Raw genomic sequence first — 17850 nt, forward strand, 5'->3', positions numbered from 1 at the left:
TTCATGGACCATCTATTCCTTTGTGCTATATTTCCTTTCCAAAAATAGCCACATTCTGCCGGTCAGGAGCAAATGCTTTCCCGTTCCATTTCAATACGGTCTGTACAAATCCCAGTGAGTCGGCATTGTACCTCCCGGCGATCCTCTGATACGCTTCGAGCTCATATATGCCATCTCTATTGAAATCAACCGGATATAAACCAGATAAAGGATTGACCCATCCTTCAATCGGCGCCTTCAATATACCTTCCTTGTTATAAATTTCAGATAAATATTCCTGATCCTTAGAAGTCAGGTCAAGAATGTACCTTTCTTTTAGGTAGCGACTGTTCACCTTCACTTTGTATTGGTTTTGATAATTAACATCGTATTGAAAGGATTCATTGAATGAATCCGAATTAAAAATGGTCATGGGTTGGCCGTTAAGGCAGGAAAAAACATACGCATAAATGGAACCCCCGCTTCCTCCTGTATCAATGACCACTAATATGTCATCCCCCTCATTACCTGTAAAATCACCAAGAAAAAGGGTCGGATTATATCCTGAGTCATTTTTCATTGGAACTTGTTCATATTGATTAGTCCTCCCATTATGGATAACCAACGTTATATTCCTCCAAAAGGGACTATCAGGGGTTTTGTTAGCGGTAAGAAAAACATTGTCCTTTATCCCGTCCCCATCAATATCTCCCTGCTTTGAGGTCACTATGACTGTTCTGTTTGAGTTCATTTGTCTTGAAAGAACGGTTTGGAGGTTCAATTGCATGACTAGCAGTTCCTGTTTGGAAGGATAAGGATTCTGAAACGACAAGGCGTTATCTATCGTTTTCAGTGCTTCATTTGTTAATCCGGCCCTACTTTGGGTCTCAGCCAAACAGTACCAATAATAAGGATGATTCGTTTCTTGTATTTTTGTGTAATAGTAATGAATCTCATTTCTGATGTCATACATATCCAACTTCATCCCACCTGCCTCTTTAATTTCCATATAGAATTATATGCAGGAATTTTGTGAATAGCCTTGAGTGCATAGCTATGTCCTTTTCAAATATAGCGCCATAATTATCAATGATTTCGGGCATAATACCTTTTTATTAACATATTCGCTTGCATATATTTATGTAATTTGCTAATATAACTGACGAACGTTCGTTAAATTATGAGGTGATATTATTGAAAAGTAATGAAATTAAGGAAGCCGCTCTAAAATATTTCACGATTCATGGTTATGAAGGAGCTTCGCTTTCTCAAATAGCTGAAGAAGTCGGCATGAAAAAGCAATCCATTTACGCTCATTTTAAAGGCAAGGATGATCTTTTCCTGCAAGTTTTACGTGATGCGAAAGAGACGGAGCTATCGTCGAAGCTCCAATATTTCCGTAAAGTTGATTCAAAAAATCCTGAAAAAGATTTATACGGATTCCTTCAATTGGTCATCGACCTTTTCCAAAAAAATGAGCATATAAAGTTTTGGCTGCGTATGTCCTTTTTTCCGCCAGCACATCTTGAAAAAGAAATCGGGCAGGAAGTGATCGATATCGAGGAAAAGGTGCAGGCGATCCTGGAATGTAAATTCCATGATTGGATCAATGCCAAATTAATCGTCGAAGATGAAGCCATAACTCCGACCTATGCATTCTTGGGAGTCGTGGATTCCATTTTGCTTGAGCTTGTATACGGCAATGATGAGAAACGGCTGAATGATAAATTATCAGCCTCCTGGAAAGTGTTTTGGAGGGGTATTTCGCAAAAATGATTCACAAAGAAAGTGGTGTTAAAACATGAATAAACCAATTAAAGATCAAAAGGCGGTATTAATTATTCTTCTAAGCAATATATTCATTGCTTTTCTGGGAATAGGACTCATCATCCCCGTTATGCCGTCATTTATGAATATCATGCATTTATCCGGAAGCACGATGGGCTATCTGGTTGCCGTATTTGCGGTTTCACAGCTTGTCATGTCTCCTTTCGCAGGTCGTTGGGTTGACCGTTACGGCAGAAAGAAAATCATCATCATCGGCTTATTCCTTTTTGGTGTTTCTGAACTAATCTTCGGTGTAGGGACAAATGTGTCGGTGTTTTATTTATCTAGGATCCTAGGCGGAATCAGTGCCGCCTTTATCATGCCTGGTGTTACTGCATATGTTGCGGACATTACATCCGTTCAAGAAAGGCCAAAAGCAATGGGCTATATTTCAGCCGCCATTAGCTTGGGCTTTATAATAGGACCAGGAATCGGTGGCTTTGTTGCAGAATATGGTATACGCTTGCCCTTCTTCCTTGCGGCGGGCATTGCTTTTATAGCTTGCCTTTCATCAATATTCATTTTAAAAGAACCGATGACAAAGGAACAGCTTGCAAAAGTTTCTGCTAATACAAAGCAAACGAACTTTATCGGCGATTTAAAAAAATCCCTGAATCCGCTTTACTTCATTGCGTTCATCATTGTATTTGTTCTCGCTTTTGGTTTGTCAGCCTATGAAACGGTTTTTAGCCTATTTTCTGATCATAAATTCGGCTTCACGCCGAAGGATATTGCCATTATCATTACAATAAGCTCTATTTTCGGAGTTGTTGTACAGGTATTCATGTTTGGAAAGCTGGTAGATATTCTCGGCGAAAAGAAGCTTATCCAATTATGTTTAATCGTCGGGGCCATTTTTGCGGTAGCATCCACTATGATTTCCAGCTTTTTGGCAGTACTAGTGGTAACTTGCTTCATATTCCTTGCATTTGACCTGCTTCGTCCGGCATTGACGACATTTTTATCAAAAGCTGCCGGAAAAGAACAAGGATTCGTTGCTGGAATGAACTCCACCTATACGAGCTTAGGGAATATCGCCGGGCCATCCATGGGAGGATTGCTTTTTGACGTAAACATCCACTACCCTTATCTTTTCGCTGCTGTCATTATCGTCATTGGCCTTGGCATTACAGTCATTTGGAAAGAAAACCGATTGACAGAAAGCTTAGCGAAATAATGAAAGTCCCGGATTGTTAATCCGTATCTTTCCTTTCTATCTCGCAAATTCTCAATCTTGAAAAATGATATTCTACTAAAAACCCCCCTTGTCCATATTTGGGCAGGGGGGGTTTTTTAGTAATCCTTTGAGAACGGGATTATTACTACCATTTTGCTCACGATAACCGCTCCAAATTGATTTTGAATGTATATCGATCAGCCCGGTAGACAGATCTGACAACCGCAAGTGGCTGATTGGTTTCAAGGGTACTTCTTCGTTCTATCAGCAATACAGGAGAACCTTCAGCTACCCCGAGCATTTCCGCCTCTTTTTTTTGAGCGATGGCGGCTTCAATTACCTGTCTGCCATGCTGGATTTTTAAGCCTAACCTTTTTTCAACATAATCATGAATGGCACTTACAGCTATTTCTTCCTTAAGGTCCAGGGCATGATCTTTAGGGATGTATAGCTTTTCATATGCCATCGGCAACCGATCAGCAAGCCTTACACGTTCCAGTTCGAAAATAGCAGTTCCTGCTTCAACCTCAAGATTTACAGCAAGTTCATGATCTGCCTTGACCTCCGTAAAACTGATAACTCGCGTACTTGGTTTAAGTCCTCTTGAAATCATATCCTCTGTAAAGTTAGTCAGACCTTGCAAGGGCGGCTCCGATTTTTGTTCGGCAACGAAGTTCCTTTTCCGCGCTGCCTGTATAAATAACCGCCATTCACGAGGTTAGAAATGGCCTGTCTCACCGTCATCCTGCTTATGCCATATTTTTCAGTGTATTCTTTTTCTGAAGGAATCATCTCTCCTGGCACCAATTCAAGACTTTGAATCGCTCCTTTAATCTCCTCTTCAAGTTGATGATAAATGGGACTCGGAGAATTCTTTTGGATCATTCAGCTTACATCTTCCTTTCATCGTGATGTATATTTTTACAAGGCATCCTGATCGGAAACATCTCAAGCTAAAATTTAGGTTCGTTGATTTTATCCATTTTATTAGGCCCACATTTAGGTATCCACATTCCTTTTTGTGAATTTCAGTACCGATTCCCTTGAACGTTCAATTTCGTTTTTATTTTCATTATAGTATTTAGAAACATACGCATAGAAAATAATGCTGACCGTTAGAAATTGGGCAAATAGCGAACTTGTTGCAGCACTTCGGAATTTAGCCTCCGGTGCACGGACATGATTTAGTGACATATCAACTTTTTTAGTTAGTCCATTGTTCCCCAATCGCGATAAACCAATTGTTTTAATGCCATATGCTTTAGCAATATCAACGAGTTCCAGGATTTCTTCAGTTTCGCCACTATTGGATATACAGAAAAAAACGGTATTCTTTGATGATGCAGCAAGTGCAGTGGCCGTAATATGCGGGTCTTGATTGGCACTTACAATCTTTCCCAACCGTAACCATTTCTGTGTAATATCTTCAGCAACGAGCCATGATGCCCCTAAACCATAGACATAAATCACATCTGCACTTCTCATGGTTTCAATGATATTGTCAAGAACGGCCTCATCCAAATAATGTGCCGTTTCTTGAATGGCCTGGACAGAGTTGGACACTATTTTATTTTTGATCGATGCTATTGTTTCATTAGGCTCAATGTCATGGAAACCTTTTTTCTCCGGCTGGGAAATCAGGGATGATAGGGATACCTTCAGTTCTGAAAAACTATTAACTTTTATGGAATGACAGAACCTCGTTACTGCCGAACTGCTTGCGTTGGCATGGTCGGCCAATTCATGTATCGTCATTCTTACTATATCTTTGGGATTTTCTAAAATATATTGTGCAATTTTCTTTTCTGATTTGGGCAATTGGTTCAATAAACTTTCAATTCTCAATATAATATTTTCGCCGTGCATATGATTTACTCTCCTTGATCTACTTACTTTAAATGCTTCATTGCTATGTAGTAACAACCCAAGGTAGCTGATACGTCTTCTAAAACAAATTTCACATTTGGGTTTTCAAGTTTAATATGATTGATGAATGAGCTTTGCACCAATGGTACATTAGACAATATGCTACCTTTTAATGCAATTGTAACATTCTCACACAACTTTAACTTCTTGATAACCTCAAGCGTTTGTTTTGCAAGGTGGTACCCGGCCTGATTCAGAATATTTTGCGAGAAGCCATCCCCCTTCTCCGCATGTTGGACTATTAGGGGAACAAACGCGGCTATCTCGGATTTCGTGGCAGAATAAATGAATTTCTTCAGTTCCATTACACTAAGATAGCCAAGTTTTTTCAGTATCGACTCGGTTAAATGGCTATATTCATACCCTTCATCCTCTTCTTGCGTCATTCTTATAAAAGCCTGCATGGCGATCCAATAGCCACTTCCTTCATCCCCAAGAATGTGTCCCCATCCACCAGCCGATTTCTCGATTCCTTCATGGATGCCGATACTTACAGATCCCGTTCCGGATATGGTCAAAATGCCATCATTTCCTTTTAGCAAAGCAGCATGAGCGATAATTGCATCATTTACAATGGTGAACGGGGCCTTAAATGCCTTGCTTAATGCACTTTTTATGCCCTGCGGATTTTCAACTCCTCCATACCCGGCTAATCCTAAACAAATGTATAGGCAGCTGCCATCAATAGGAGTCATGCTTTGTTCAATTGCCTGTATAATGTTAGCGGTGGCTTGTTTTTCATTAATAAGCAGGTTTCCAAAGCCCGCTCTGCCTTCACTAATTTTATTACCATCCATATCATAAGCCACTGCTTCAGTTTTGGTCCCTCCGCCGTCAACACCGATAATATAATTCATGTCATTCTCCTATTCAGTAAAAAAGGAAGGAATATCACCGTTCCTTCCCTGATCCATTAATATTGAATTGGAATTTCCCCCATGGTTCCAAATAATCGAGGAGAAAAATCTCCTCTTCTGCTATTCGGGCAACTACATTCGTTTTCCCCGAATTCTTCATTTCCTTCAATGCAATCTGCAATTCCCCTTTATATTGTCTATAGAGCTCGTTTTCAATTAATATATCACCGCGTCTAATATCAGGCGTATATGTTGGTTTAAATTCTTCGCTCTTATATTTCACTCGTGATTGAGTCGAGCGAATTAGATAATCGGAAACATCTCCACGGTAAAAATGGAATTCTTCCAATACTATTTTTTTCTCCAAAGCTGTTATGGTTTCGTGAAGGTTAACATTAAATGTTAACAGACCGCTGTTTAACATGCTAAGCTGTTTCAATTCATCTTCAGATGCGTAAGCATTTGCTATGATTACATCATCAATCAATCCTGTTGCATACAAATGTGTCGCTTGTGTTGTAATCGGTAATTCCCGGTGCATTTCCAATGTACATAATCCTTCCATTATAGGCCAAGGTCCGTACGTTGCTGCATGTGAGCTTATGAAAGCTGCCGTGCGGATATTATGCTTTTTGAATGACTCACAGCATTTAATGAAATGTGGATAGCTCAATCCTGCATAGCGATGGGGATAGAAGTTGTGAGATCCAACTAAATTTTCTATATTTGGTTTGTAATCCATGATATTTTCTAGATACTTCGTTGCATTACTCATGTTTATTTCAATTTTTAGACCATATGGATTATGTGTCATGATCGACTCTTCGTTGCCTGTAAAACCCATGTCCAGCCTGATTCCATACGCGCCTAATTCTGCAAAGAATGATAAGTCATTATACGAAATGCCTAGTGAACCGAATACTCGGGGAGCAATATCGACCATCACTTCCATATTCAATTGATTGGCATAATGAATCGTTTCTTTAAATTCTTTTAAAATCTTCTCTTTGTCTCCTTCGACAGAAAGCAAGCAAGTAAAGATCTTTTTGAAGCCATATTTGTGTGCAAGTGCAATGTATTCCATGTCTTTTTCAACGGTTGAATGCTCTGGATAGATAGATATACCGAGTTTTCCCATTTTCAATCACCTCTTTACTGTTGTGGGGCTAGCTTTTTTACTATGCGAATCATGTGTTCTATTAGTTTTTGTTCGCTCATTGCAGTCATCAAGTGATCTTGAGCATGAATCATCAATAAAGTTTTCTCACTTGGAACTCCATTCAATTCTGCTTGAATGAGCTTGGTTTGTGTCTTATGGGCCATGTTCAATTCTTCCTGGCCTTGTTTAATTAGTTCCTCTGCCATTTCAAAATTAAATTCTTCCGCTTCTTTCAGTGCTTCGAATGCTAATCCTCTTGCATTTCCACTATGTGATATTATTTCAAAAATTTCCATTTCGTTATTGTTCAGTTCAGTTGACATATCATTACACTCCCATTTATGTTAGATTATGAAGGTTCATTGGATTTCTGTAATCCAGATTCACTAGTTAAAACACCATTCACTTGATGTTCGGAACAGCACTTTCACTGAAGAATCGCGGTAAGTATTCTTCATGCGCTTTTAAAAGTTTTTGTAAAACCATTTCCGCCAGGTCATCACTTGGGATGAGCGGGTTGATCGTTAAAGCCAATAACGCTTTATCATAAGAACCTGTAACGGCTGCCTCAGCACCAATTCTCTCAAATGATTTGATTTGTTGGATCAAGCCATGCACTTGTACGGGTAATTTACCCATAGCCAAAGGAATTGGTCCATTCTTGGTGACGATACAGCTTACTTCGACTGCTGAATCATAATCAATATCAGTAAGCGATCCTTTGTTTTGTACATTTAGCACTTGAATGTCTTTTTTATCATTATAAATAGAAGAAATGACGTTACATGCTGCATCACTATAGTAAGCTCCACCGCGCTACTCTAGTTGTGGAGGCTTGATGTCAAGGGTTTCATCCTTGTATAGGTCAAATAAACCTTCTTCTAATTTTTTGACAACTTCAGCTCGGGTTTTCCCTGATTTGAATGCTTCCAACTCTTCTTCTAAAATCGTTTTTGTTTTGTAATAATACCGATGGTACGGGCAAGGCACCACTCCTAAAGATTTCAAAAACCTTCTGTTCCAAGCCAATGGGGCAATATTCTTCATTGTCAGCTGAATTTCAGGATTGCCAAGCATTTCAAGCACTTTATCTGTTACTTCTTGATCATCAACGAACACATGCATCCCAAATACCATGTGGTTTAAACCGGCGAAATCTATGTGCACTCTCTTCATATCGACACCAAGCATGCTAGAAATAGACATATGCATATTAAATGGAACATTGCATACTCCAATGACTTTTTTATGTTTACTGTAGCGGAGCAGGGCTTCCGTTACCATCCCCGCTGGATTTGTGAAGTTAATTAACCATGCATCAGGGCAGAGCTCCTCCATTTCTTCTGCAATTTCCAGAAGTATGGGTATCGTTCGTAATGCCTTGGACAATCCTCCTGCCCCATTTGTTTCTTGACCAATTAATCCTAATTCCAACGGGATCCTCTCGTCCTTGATTCGTGCATCAAGTAAACCCACTCTCATTTGAGTTGTGACAAAATCAGCATCTTGCAAGGCTTGACGGCGGTCTAACGTTAGATGTATTTCCATTGGAAGTCCTGCTTTTTCAACCATCCGTTTTGCCAAGGTTCCTACAATCTCCAGTTTTTCTTTTCCTGCCTCAATATCCACTAACCACAGTTCCCTAATAGGCAACTCATCATATCGTTTTATAAAACCTTCTATTAATTCTGGCGTATAACTGGAGCCTCCACCGATTGTGGCAATCTTCAGCCCTTTTTCCATTTCCATTTCCCCAACACCTCATCGTAAGCTAATCTGGATTCTTCATTCATTTATAGATTATTGCATAACAAACCAGTGCACTTACCGCTAATAAAGACAAGAATAATAGTGTTGCCTGTTTCTTGTTTTTAAACTTACCTTCAACAAAACAAACAACCATCGTCAATCCTGCGCTTATGGCAAAGGTATTTCCTAAGTACAGTGATAATTGTTTATTTATCTCAAAGGCATCCATTAATCCGTTAAAGATAAAATTAAAAACAAGAATGAAGCCAAAAAATAGAAAGGCACTTTTGTAACTAAAAAAGTGAATTCTGGATGTTGAATTCATGTCCTTTCCTCCTCTCAATTTATAAAAGGAGTTTGGAGCATTAGTCCCAAACTCCCTTTTAGGTATTCCTTATAAAGCGATATTTTTATTATCCGTTGTTTCTACCATGTTTTCCTGTGCTAAAAGCTTTTTATCGTACATCTTAAAGAATGGCAGATATATAAGGACCGAAATGGTTAAATTCACCATCACGAGAACAATGGCTCTCCAATCCCCGCCCGTTGAAAGGTAGGCACCTATTGGAGCGGGCAATGTCCAGGGAACCATTACATATGTCGGGTTCACAAGTCCGATGGACGTTGCTATATATGCAAGTGTTGCTCCAATCAGCGGTGTAATGATGAATGGAATAATCAGTACCGGGTTTAGTACAATCGGCATCCCAAAGATAACAGGTTCATTGATGTTAAAAATGCTCGGCACAATTGTTGCTTTCCCCATTGCTTTACTATAGCTGGACTTCGCCGTTAAGAGCATGGCTATTACTAATCCCAATGTTGCACCAGATCCACCAATCCAAATAAACCATTGGAAGAATGTTTCAGGTGCTATGTGGGGAATTGCCTTTCCAGCTGCAACTGCTGCAGAGTTATTCCCCAAGTATACTTCCCATACCGGACGAGCTACGGCACCTACTACCGATACGCCGTGAATACCAAATGACCAGAAGAATGTAATCAAAAATACTGGAATTAATACACCTGGCAATGTATCGCCAGCACTGATGAGCGGTGCAACCGCTTTATCAACAAGTGAATGTAAATCAACAGCAAAAACGACTGTAATTAAAGTCATGACAAGCAGGACAATTGAAACTGGAATTAATGCTTCAAATGAGCGGGCTACTGAAGTTGGAACAGAATCCGGCATTTTAATCGTGATATTTTTTGTTTTACAAAAACGCAGAATTTCGACAGCAAAAATGGATACAAGCATTCCTACAAAAAGGCCATGGCCTCCGAGATTTGTCATTGGCAAAACAAACCCCACATCATCCATCATCTTTACACCAATTGTGAACAAGAAGGCTGCCAATGAAAGTAAACCTCCAGATAGCGGATCAAGTTTATAGCTTTGAGATAAGCTGTAGCCAATACCAAAAGTAATATATAGCGTCATGATAAACATCGTTAATCGATATGGAATTAAAATTTCAGCTATATGTTTTGCAGACCATTCACCTAATGCAGTATCTGCTGCAACGGGCGGAAATGCAATGATCAAGAATAAACTGCCAAAGATGATGAATGGTAACGCAGAAACCACACCATCCCGAATTGCGCGTAAATGCTTTTGCTCAGACAATTTAGCCATAGGTGTTGAAAGATTATTTTCTAAAAAAGCTACAAACTTGTCCATTCGTGTTTTCCCCTTTTACGTTTAGTGATAAGAATAGTGGTCCGTTTATTATTTTACTAGTTCCGTTACAAGTTTAAGTAGCTTAGGTCCGCCAAGAGGGCTGTAGGCTTGAGCTGGAATGGCTTCACATGGGACGCCCGCTTCATCTGCAGAAGCCTTAAAGCCGTCGAAACGATGTTTGACTTGCGGAGCTACCATCGCGACATCCCAGCCATTTCGTACTTCTGCATCGAATTCTTGTGTGCCGACCGCCAATACTTCTATGTTTATACCCTGTTTTTCCCCTTCCTTTTTTAAAGCGCTTACAACGATTGCACTGGACATTCCACCTGAACATACGAATAATACCTTCATTATTTGTTCCTCCAATTTTTTAATTTTTTTTTATAAAAAGCGTTAAATCGTTTTTCTTATGAATCCTTGTGCCTTCACTAAACGATTTGACGCTTCTTCATATGATACATTCGTTAATATCATGACAATGGCGATTTTAGGCTGGGCATGTGCCTTTTCTAAAAATTCATCTGCAATTTCATAGCTGCAGTCAGTAGCATCCATGATAATACGTTTTGCACGTTCAACCAGCTTTTCATTAGTTAACTGTAAATCTACCATTAAATTCCCATAAACTTTTCCAACTCCAACCATTGAGGCGGTGGAAAGCATATTGCATACTAACTTTTGCGATGTTCCAGCTTTTAAACGTGTAGAACCCGTCAGGACTTCAGGCCCGTTTACCACTTCAATCGCAACTTTTGCAATCTTACCTATTTCGGAACCTTTGTTACAGCTTATCGACACAGTTCCTGCACCAACTTGATTGGCATATTCCAATCCAGCAATAACATATGGAGTGCGTCCACTAGCTGCAATGCCCACTACGACGTCCCTGTTTGTCAATTCGATTTTCTTCAAATCTTCAGGACCTAATTCAAAACTGTCTTCAGCACCTTCAACCGCCTTAATGAAAGCCTTTTCCCCACCAGCTATGAGACCCACTACTTCACTCGGATCGGTATTGAATGTTGGGGGACATTCTACTGCATCCAATAAACCGATGCGCCCGCTTGTTCCTGCACCCATGTAAATTAATCTGCCGTTTTTATTCATGGCTTCAACGATCATGTCCACAGCTTTAGATATTTGCGGAAGTTCTTTTTTTACACAATGAGCAACTTTAATGTCTTCTTCGTTCATCACTTCTAAAAATTCAAGAGTTCCCATTTCATCTAAACTCATGGTCTTTTCATTACGACTCTCTGTCGTTAAATGCTCTAGCATACATATCATCCTTTTTTATTTCAGTGGTGAAAGTGGTGAAACTTTATTAGCTAAAGAGACTATATCACTATTAAAATTTAATTTCAATATTGTGTATACATTTTTAAAATTTAATTTTAAAATAAAAGTAAGATACCTAAATTGATTGATTGATTGTTATCTTTCTACTAAAAATAAAAAATGTAAACCGAGTAGCCATTTCGTGAACCAAACCTACGATTCTTTTTATTGTTGGTTTTTATCTCAGTTTTCATAGGTGATAAATGCATATATTCATTATTTGTTAACGCTTACAAATAATTAAATATAAATATTAGTAATGAAATGAGGTTGTACTATTGATGAATGAAAGAATTACAAAGAAAAAATTGGGTTCATTGGCTCTAGCCGCTTTGGTGGGAGGATCACTTCTCCTTCCAGCTGATTTGATTGCAAATGCAGAATCAGGGACAATCCCGCAAGCAACCACTTATGTAAAACAGGAACTGCGCGCAACTTGGATTGCAAGTGTGTTAAATATTGACTGGCCGTCCAAACCTGGTTTATCCATATCAGCACAGAAAGAAGAATTCATAAAATATTTGGATGAACAAAAAGCGATGGGGATGAATGCTGTCGTTATGCAAATCAAACCCACTGCGGATGCTTTTTATCCTTCTGAATACGGTCTTTGGTCAAAATATTTAACAGGGGTCCAAGGAAAAGATCCTGGGTATGACCCTCTTGCATTCATGGTAGAAGCGGCACATGATCGTAATATGGAATTCCATGCGTGGTTTAATCCGTACCGCATTACGATGCCTTTAGGTAAAACAGCTGAAATATCGGATATTGATAATCTTCCAGAATCTCATCCTGCTAGAAAGCATCCGGATTGGGTCATACCATATGGGCAGCAATTGTACTTTGACCCAGGCATTCCTGGCGTACAACGGTTTGTGATCGATGGAATATTGGAAGTTGTTAAGAATTATGATATCGATGCAGTCCATATGGACGATTATTTCTATCCTTACAAGATTGCAGGAGTACCTTTCCCAGATGATATTTCCTATCAAAAATATGGAGCAGATAGATTTACAAATGTTGAAGATTGGCGCAGGGATAATGTAAATAACCTTGTTAAGTATATAAACGAAGAAATCAAGGCAGAAAAATCTTTTGTGAAGTTTGGTATAAGTCCATTTGGAGTTTGGCGCAACAAAGCAGTTGATCCCACAGGATCTGACACTGCCGCTGGACAAACGAATTATGATGATTTATATGCAGATACCCGAACATGGATCAATAATGGATACATTGATTATATTGCCCCTCAATTATATTGGAATATAGGATTGCCAGTAGCTGACTATGCCAAACTTCTGGATTGGTGGACAAAAGAAGTCGCAGGAAAAAATGTTCAACTCTATATTGGACAGGGAGACTATAAAATTAATACCGAGTCCAATGGTGTGCAAAACTGGTTCAATTCTGAAGAAATGCCAAACCAGTTAAAACTGAATCGAACATATAAGGAATTTGATGGAAGCATGCATTTCAGTGCCAAGGATTTACGGAAAAACCCTCTTGGGATAGCGGATCGCTTAAGCGAGGATATTTATAAGCATCCCGCATTGGTTCCAGCCATGCCTTGGATTGATGATCATGCACCAAAGGCCCCAAAGGTGAGCAAGGCCACACAATCAGGAGATGGGATACAATTCGAAATTCAAGATCATAAGCAATCAGATGCAACCTATTATGCCATTTATCGTTTTGATGGGAATAAAAAAGGAAACATTGAAGATTCAACGAACTTACTTGCCACAGTGCATAAGGAAAATACAAGTCAATTGTTTAATGACGGCAGTGTAGAAAAAGGAAAGACTTACACATATGTTGTGACAGCATTGGACCGCACCCACAATGAAAGCAAACAAACTAAACAGATTGATATAAAAGTAAAATGATCTTCAAGAAAAAGCATTATAGTTTAAAAGGCCCTTCTCAGTGAACAATGGACGTAAAGCATCCATAAACAATATATTGGAAAAGGTTTTATCTTAATAGCATACACTGTTGTATATTATGCTATATCACGATGATAAAAGAATCGAAGTAGGTGGAATGACGATGTACATAGTTGGATTAATGTCCGGAACATCACTGGATGGAATTGATGCCGCACTCGTTCGGGTGAATAAAAGTGGACTCGAAACTGAAATCGAAATGATTGAGTTCATGACATGCCCGTTTCCAAAAGAAATTGAAAAAGAAATTATACAGTCTTTATCTGCAGACACATCCAATGTGCAGTTAATATGCAGTTTGAATTTTAAATTAGGGAAATTATTTGCCAATGCCGTAAAGGAAGTTTGTCATAAAGCTGGATTTCCCATTAATAAACTTGATCTTATCGGATCCCATGGACAAACCATTTACCACCAGCCTTTAAAAGAACAAAATTATATCCCCTCCACTTTGCAAATTGGGGAAGCTGCAGTAATTGCTCACGATACAAACACACTTGTAATCTCTAATTTTCGGACGATGGACATGGCTGCTGGTGGACAAGGAGCTCCTCTTGTTCCTTTTACCGAATACATTCTTTATAGAAGTGAAGCAAAGGGACGATTACTTCAAAACATAGGTGGCATTGGAAACGTAACCGTCTTACCCAAGCAAGCATCTTTGGATGACATGTACGCTTTTGATACAGGGCCTGGGAATATGATCATTGATGAAGTATGCCGCCAATTGTTCAATATAAGCTATGACGAAGGTGGAAACATAGCTAAACAAGGACAAATCAGTGACGAACTTTTATCTTATTGTATCAGTCATCCTTATATTATGAGCCCTCCACCAAAATCAACGGGCAGGGAATTGTTTGGAAAGCAATATGTAGTAAAACTATTAAAGATGTTTGAATCGCTTCCAAACCAAGATATTTTGGCAACCGTAACGATGTTTACAGCAAAGTCCATTGTGGAAAACTATCGAAATTTCATCTTCCCAAAAACCAGTATTGAAGAAGTGATCATTGGCGGAGGTGGCAGCTATAACAAAACGCTATTAAACATGATTCAATCACTGCTTGGAAATTCTATTCAAGTTTTGACTCAAGAAGAGTTGGGATACTCTTCTGAAGCGAAAGAAGCGGTGGCCTTTGCATTACTTGCAAATGAGACTTTCCATGGTCATACAAGTAACGTTCCCATGGCTACCGGTGCTGTCTCCGATGTCATCCTTGGAAACATGACCTTTCCTCCTTCCTATCTGAAGGGACGTAAAAATCATTTTAACCATTGAAAAAGAGTGGAAGGCACATCGATAATTGATGGGCCTTCCACTCTTTTTTTGCCTTAAGAATCATGGCGGACCCTTCTGTTTTTTTTACTTGCCAAGCTGCATGGAGACATACTTCACTTCTAAATATTCATCCATGCCGTAGTGTCCGCCTTCCCTGCCTATACCGCTTTCCTTCATGCCTCCAAATGGCGCTTGTGCAGTGGATGGGGCACTGTCATTAATACCGACAATCCCATATTCAAGTGCATCCGAGTAGGCAACCGCCTTATTAAGTGACTCGGTATACACATAAGCTGCCAAGCCAAAATTCGTGTTATTGGCTCGATCTATCGCTTCTTGATCGGTTTTGAATGTACTGACTGGCGCAATTGGCCCAAACGTTTCTTCCTGCATGCACAGCATATCATCCGTTACATTGGAAAGTATGGCTGGTGCTATGAAATGGCCTTGTTGTTCATCGACTCTTGAGGTGTTATGGATTATGGCGCCCTTACTTGCAGCATCCTCCAACTGAAGCCGAACCTTTTTAACTGCAGCTCCATCTATCAATGGACCAAGATCGGCTCCTTCCATTCCATTTCCAACCTTCAAAGCTAAAACAGCTTGTTCGAAAGCTTGTAAAAACGGCTGTTCAATTGTCTCATGGACGAATATCCTGTTCGCACAAATACATGTTTGTCCAGCATTCCTGAATTTCGATTGAATCAAACCATATACTGCTTCTTCGATATTCGCATCCTCAGCAATGATGAACGGAGCCAATCCACCGAGTTCAAGCGAGACTTTTTTCACTGTTTCTGCCGCCTTTTTCATTAAATGTTTCCCTACTGGAGTGGAGCCGGTAAATGTGATCTTCTTAACACGTGAATCATTCATCCACACGTCTGATACATCTCCCGGTTTTTGTGTAGTTACAATATTTATCACACCTGCCGGAATGCCCGCTTCATGAGCACTTTCAACCAATAGCAAAGCGGTCAAAGGCGTTTGTTCCGCGGGTTTTATGACCACGGTACATCCCGCAGCAAGAGCCGGCGCCACTTTTCTCGTGATCATGGCAGCAGGAAAATTCCACGGGGTAATGGCAGCAATAACACCGACTGCCTGCTTTTGCACTAAAATACGCTTTGATGCAACGGAGGCTGGTATGATTTCCCCATAGTTGCGCTTTGCTTCTTCAGCGTACCATTTCACGAAACTTGAGGCGTACTTCATTTCACCTTTTGCCTCTGCCAATGGCTTTCCTTGTTCCAGGGTCATGATCGTTGCGATTTCATCCAGCCTGTTCTCAATGATGGTATACCATTTCTCAAGTAATTCCGCCCTATGGTATGCACTCGTTTTCGACCAAGTCAGAAAAGCAGCTTGAGCTGCATCCACAGCAGCCTTTGCCTCTTTTTCGTTAGCGTCCGGAACATAGCCCACAGGCTCCAATGTTGCTGGATTTTCCACTACAAAATGACTTTCTGTATGAATAGGTGCGCCATTAATATAAATTGGCCATTTTTCCACTACTTTTTTCATGATGCCTTACTCTCCTCTTCTTCTCCATGATCTGTAAAAGTCTTATCATTCTCTCCTTTGAAAAAGTCCTTGCCATATAATAGGGCACATAATAGAATGCCTGCAGCAAACGCCATGCCAGCACCTTTTATAACAAGGATGGCAGCAACGACACCTGCAATTCCGAGGTCGCGTTGGCTCTTCGCCTGCATCACCCCTACGCGTACGCTAACATATCCTTGAACCAAAAGCGTCAAGGCCAAGGCGACACCGAGAATGGGTTCCACCAGGCTGACTACCGGCAATAAGAATAACCCTGTATTCGTACCCCAACGGAACGAGCCGGCACCGCCGAAGAAAGAATTCATGGCTTTCTTGCCATTCTTGAACCGTTCCACAACCACGACCTGCATGGCTGCCCACAACGGACCGCACATTGTTATATCAGGTCCGATAAAACTCATGATCACATTTCGGCCGCCAAAAATTAAATGGGCTCTGTTTGGATTATAGTCCACCTTTTCATCTTCCCTGACCTCATCGGATTCAGAAAGCAGCGCTTTTGTTTTGAGCACATCCCCGAATACGACTAAATAAGTAGCAAAAACAGCTGGAATCGCACTTAAAAAGAAGGTCAAGGCAGGAAAACCTAAACCGAAAACAGTATAGTCTGACCATAGCGTAGCAAAATCCGGACTGCTGAATCCCCATTGGATATCAGGCCATTTTGCTTCTCCAAAAATCGGGGCTACAAAGACCGCGAGTAAAATTGCCGGCAATATCCCTAAATTCCCTATGAATACCCAAGCTTTATTTCGCATTTTCAATTTTCCAAAACTTTTCGAAAAAAGCAGATAAAAAGCAAAGCCGATACAAATGCTAATTGTATAAGGAAATAAATCAAACTTTCCACCTACTTCAAAAATGGAAACGACAGCACCAATACCCGCCCCTAAAATAATGCCTGATTTGATTGCATTCGGCACTAGTCGCACGACCTTACTGGCAAGTCCGGTCATTCCAAGCAATATCGATAAAATACCTAATGTTAATTGAAACGCAACGAGTGCATAGACCCGATCAGGCCCCTCCGGAAATTGCCCGACGAACAATACAAGCAATGGGACCGCAGGTGTAATCCAACCTGGTATAACCGGGTCCCCGAGTAAATGATGCGCCAAGTATAATAATCCATTCAAGATAACGACGGCTAGAGCCACGTCAAAAGACATACCGAGATGGTCTGCAAGCAGCGTTATCGCTCCAAGGTCAACTGCACACATCAATAATCCTTGAACGTAGTCAGGCCACTCAAAACGATAATGGACAAATGGCAGTCTAATCTTAAAAGGTCCCGCAGGTATATACGATGTCTCTTCTCCGTAGCGGCGTTTTTTCCATTTCATAATGTTTC

15 protein-coding genes and 2 pseudogenes are annotated in these 17850 nt (G+C 40.1%); 4 read left to right on the top strand and 13 right to left on the bottom strand.

The features are described 5' to 3' along the window. Nucleotides 1-25: 25 nt before the first annotated feature. Nucleotides 26-766: a VCBS repeat-containing protein gene (locus AC0VX1_RS15550; RefSeq protein ID WP_475471804.1), complete on the bottom strand. Its 741-nt coding sequence runs from the start codon at nt 764-766 to the stop codon at nt 26-28. A gap of 398 nt (nt 767-1164) precedes the next feature. On the opposite strand from AC0VX1_RS15550, the gene AC0VX1_RS15555 reads away from it, so the two are divergent. Both AC0VX1_RS15555 and AC0VX1_RS15560 read left to right on the top strand, forming a co-directional pair. After that, nucleotides 1165-1755 (top strand): TetR/AcrR family transcriptional regulator, encoded by a 591-nt coding sequence (locus tag AC0VX1_RS15555; RefSeq protein WP_308789433.1) that lies wholly within the window; start codon nt 1165-1167, stop codon nt 1753-1755. A 25-nt stretch (nt 1756-1780) separates the two neighbouring features. Further along, nucleotides 1781-2983, top strand: a complete 1203-nt coding sequence (locus tag AC0VX1_RS15560) for an MFS transporter (RefSeq protein WP_034307700.1) — start codon at nt 1781-1783, stop codon at nt 2981-2983. Nucleotides 2984-3140: 157 nt separating this feature from the next. On the opposite strand, the pseudogene AC0VX1_RS15565 reads toward AC0VX1_RS15560, so the two are convergent. The 10 genes and pseudogenes from AC0VX1_RS15565 to murQ form a co-directional block, all read right to left on the bottom strand. Then, nucleotides 3141-3868: pseudogene (locus tag AC0VX1_RS15565) on the bottom strand (GntR family transcriptional regulator). A 114-nt stretch (nt 3869-3982) separates the two neighbouring features. Beyond that, nucleotides 3983-4849 (bottom strand): MurR/RpiR family transcriptional regulator, encoded by an 867-nt coding sequence (locus tag AC0VX1_RS15570; protein ID WP_054400352.1) that lies wholly within the window; start codon nt 4847-4849, stop codon nt 3983-3985. Nucleotides 4850-4872: 23 nt separating this feature from the next. Continuing rightward, entirely contained in the window at nt 4873-5766 is an 894-nt protein-coding gene (locus tag AC0VX1_RS15575) for an N-acetylglucosamine kinase (RefSeq protein ID WP_475467863.1), read from the bottom strand. Nucleotides 5767-5800: 34 nt separating this feature from the next. Next, nucleotides 5801-6904, bottom strand: a complete 1104-nt coding sequence (locus tag AC0VX1_RS15580) for a DUF871 domain-containing protein (protein ID WP_475467865.1) — start codon at nt 6902-6904, stop codon at nt 5801-5803. Between the two features lie 14 nt (nt 6905-6918). Beyond that, nucleotides 6919-7248 (bottom strand): PTS lactose/cellobiose transporter subunit IIA, encoded by a 330-nt coding sequence (locus AC0VX1_RS15585; RefSeq protein ID WP_413011172.1) that lies wholly within the window; start codon nt 7246-7248, stop codon nt 6919-6921. 79 nt (nt 7249-7327) lie between these two features. Next, nucleotides 7328-8668: pseudogene (locus tag AC0VX1_RS15590) on the bottom strand (6-phospho-beta-glucosidase). Nucleotides 8669-8714: 46 nt separating this feature from the next. Next, on the bottom strand, nt 8715-8999 hold the full coding sequence (locus AC0VX1_RS15595) for a hypothetical protein (RefSeq protein WP_057277887.1): 285 nt from the start codon (nt 8997-8999) through the stop codon (nt 8715-8717). A 69-nt stretch (nt 9000-9068) separates the two neighbouring features. Then, nucleotides 9069-10358, bottom strand: coding sequence for a PTS sugar transporter subunit IIC (locus tag AC0VX1_RS15600; protein ID WP_098186345.1), 1290 nt, complete (start codon nt 10356-10358; stop codon nt 9069-9071). Nucleotides 10359-10406: 48 nt separating this feature from the next. Then, complete coding sequence (locus tag AC0VX1_RS15605; RefSeq protein WP_063575833.1) at nt 10407-10712, bottom strand: PTS sugar transporter subunit IIB; 306 nt, start codon at nt 10710-10712, stop codon at nt 10407-10409. 42 nt (nt 10713-10754) lie between these two features. Beyond that, entirely contained in the window at nt 10755-11639 is an 885-nt protein-coding gene (murQ, locus tag AC0VX1_RS15610; protein WP_063575832.1) for an N-acetylmuramic acid 6-phosphate etherase, read from the bottom strand. A 341-nt stretch (nt 11640-11980) separates the two neighbouring features. On the opposite strand from murQ, the gene AC0VX1_RS15615 reads away from it, so the two are divergent. Both AC0VX1_RS15615 and anmK read left to right on the top strand, forming a co-directional pair. Then, nucleotides 11981-13591, top strand: coding sequence for a glycoside hydrolase family 10-like protein (locus tag AC0VX1_RS15615; RefSeq protein ID WP_475467867.1), 1611 nt, complete (start codon nt 11981-11983; stop codon nt 13589-13591). A gap of 163 nt (nt 13592-13754) precedes the next feature. After that, complete coding sequence (anmK, locus tag AC0VX1_RS15620) at nt 13755-14933, top strand: anhydro-N-acetylmuramic acid kinase AnmK (protein WP_475467869.1); 1179 nt, start codon at nt 13755-13757, stop codon at nt 14931-14933. Between the two features lie 84 nt (nt 14934-15017). On the opposite strand, the gene AC0VX1_RS15625 is transcribed toward anmK, so the two are convergent. Further along, nucleotides 15018-16457: an NAD-dependent succinate-semialdehyde dehydrogenase gene (locus AC0VX1_RS15625; RefSeq protein ID WP_475467871.1), complete on the bottom strand. Its 1440-nt coding sequence runs from the start codon at nt 16455-16457 to the stop codon at nt 15018-15020. Next, a complete protein-coding gene (locus tag AC0VX1_RS15630; RefSeq protein WP_475467873.1) occupies nt 16454-17842 on the bottom strand; it encodes a hypothetical protein in 1389 nt (462 codons plus the stop codon). Before AC0VX1_RS15630 ends, AC0VX1_RS15625 begins: the two co-directional genes overlap by 4 nt. Between the last annotated feature and the right edge of the window lie 8 nt (nt 17843-17850).

The sequence above is a fragment of the Peribacillus sp. QJM3NY_7 genome (genome assembly GCF_056173225.1).

What these genes read in the sequence shown, in the direction of transcription:
- AC0VX1_RS15550 (WP_475471804.1), bottom strand. Translation starts at nt 766, where the DNA reads ATGCAATTGAACCTCCAAACCGTTCTTTCAAGACAAATGAACTCAAAC.
- AC0VX1_RS15570 (WP_054400352.1), bottom strand. Translation starts at nt 4,849, where the DNA reads ATGCACGGCGAAAATATTATATTGAGAATTGAAAGTTTATTGAACCAA.
- AC0VX1_RS15615 (WP_475467867.1), top strand. Translation starts at nt 11,981, where the DNA reads ATGAATGAAAGAATTACAAAGAAAAAATTGGGTTCATTGGCTCTAGCC.
- anmK (WP_475467869.1), top strand. Translation starts at nt 13,755, where the DNA reads ATGTACATAGTTGGATTAATGTCCGGAACATCACTGGATGGAATTGAT.
- AC0VX1_RS15625 (WP_475467871.1), bottom strand. Translation starts at nt 16,457, where the DNA reads ATGAAAAAAGTAGTGGAAAAATGGCCAATTTATATTAATGGCGCACCT.
- AC0VX1_RS15585 (WP_413011172.1), bottom strand. Translation starts at nt 7,248, where the DNA reads ATGTCAACTGAACTGAACAATAACGAAATGGAAATTTTTGAAATAATA.
- AC0VX1_RS15575 (WP_475467863.1), bottom strand. Translation starts at nt 5,766, where the DNA reads ATGAATTATATTATCGGTGTTGACGGCGGAGGGACCAAAACTGAAGCA.
- AC0VX1_RS15560 (WP_034307700.1), top strand. Translation starts at nt 1,781, where the DNA reads ATGAATAAACCAATTAAAGATCAAAAGGCGGTATTAATTATTCTTCTA.
- AC0VX1_RS15605 (WP_063575833.1), bottom strand. Translation starts at nt 10,712, where the DNA reads ATGAAGGTATTATTCGTATGTTCAGGTGGAATGTCCAGTGCAATCGTT.
- AC0VX1_RS15580 (WP_475467865.1), bottom strand. Translation starts at nt 6,904, where the DNA reads ATGGGAAAACTCGGTATATCTATCTATCCAGAGCATTCAACCGTTGAA.
- AC0VX1_RS15600 (WP_098186345.1), bottom strand. Translation starts at nt 10,358, where the DNA reads ATGGACAAGTTTGTAGCTTTTTTAGAAAATAATCTTTCAACACCTATG.
- murQ (WP_063575832.1), bottom strand. Translation starts at nt 11,639, where the DNA reads ATGCTAGAGCATTTAACGACAGAGAGTCGTAATGAAAAGACCATGAGT.
- AC0VX1_RS15630 (WP_475467873.1), bottom strand. Translation starts at nt 17,842, where the DNA reads ATGAAATGGAAAAAACGCCGCTACGGAGAAGAGACATCGTATATACCT.
- AC0VX1_RS15595 (WP_057277887.1), bottom strand. Translation starts at nt 8,999, where the DNA reads ATGAATTCAACATCCAGAATTCACTTTTTTAGTTACAAAAGTGCCTTT.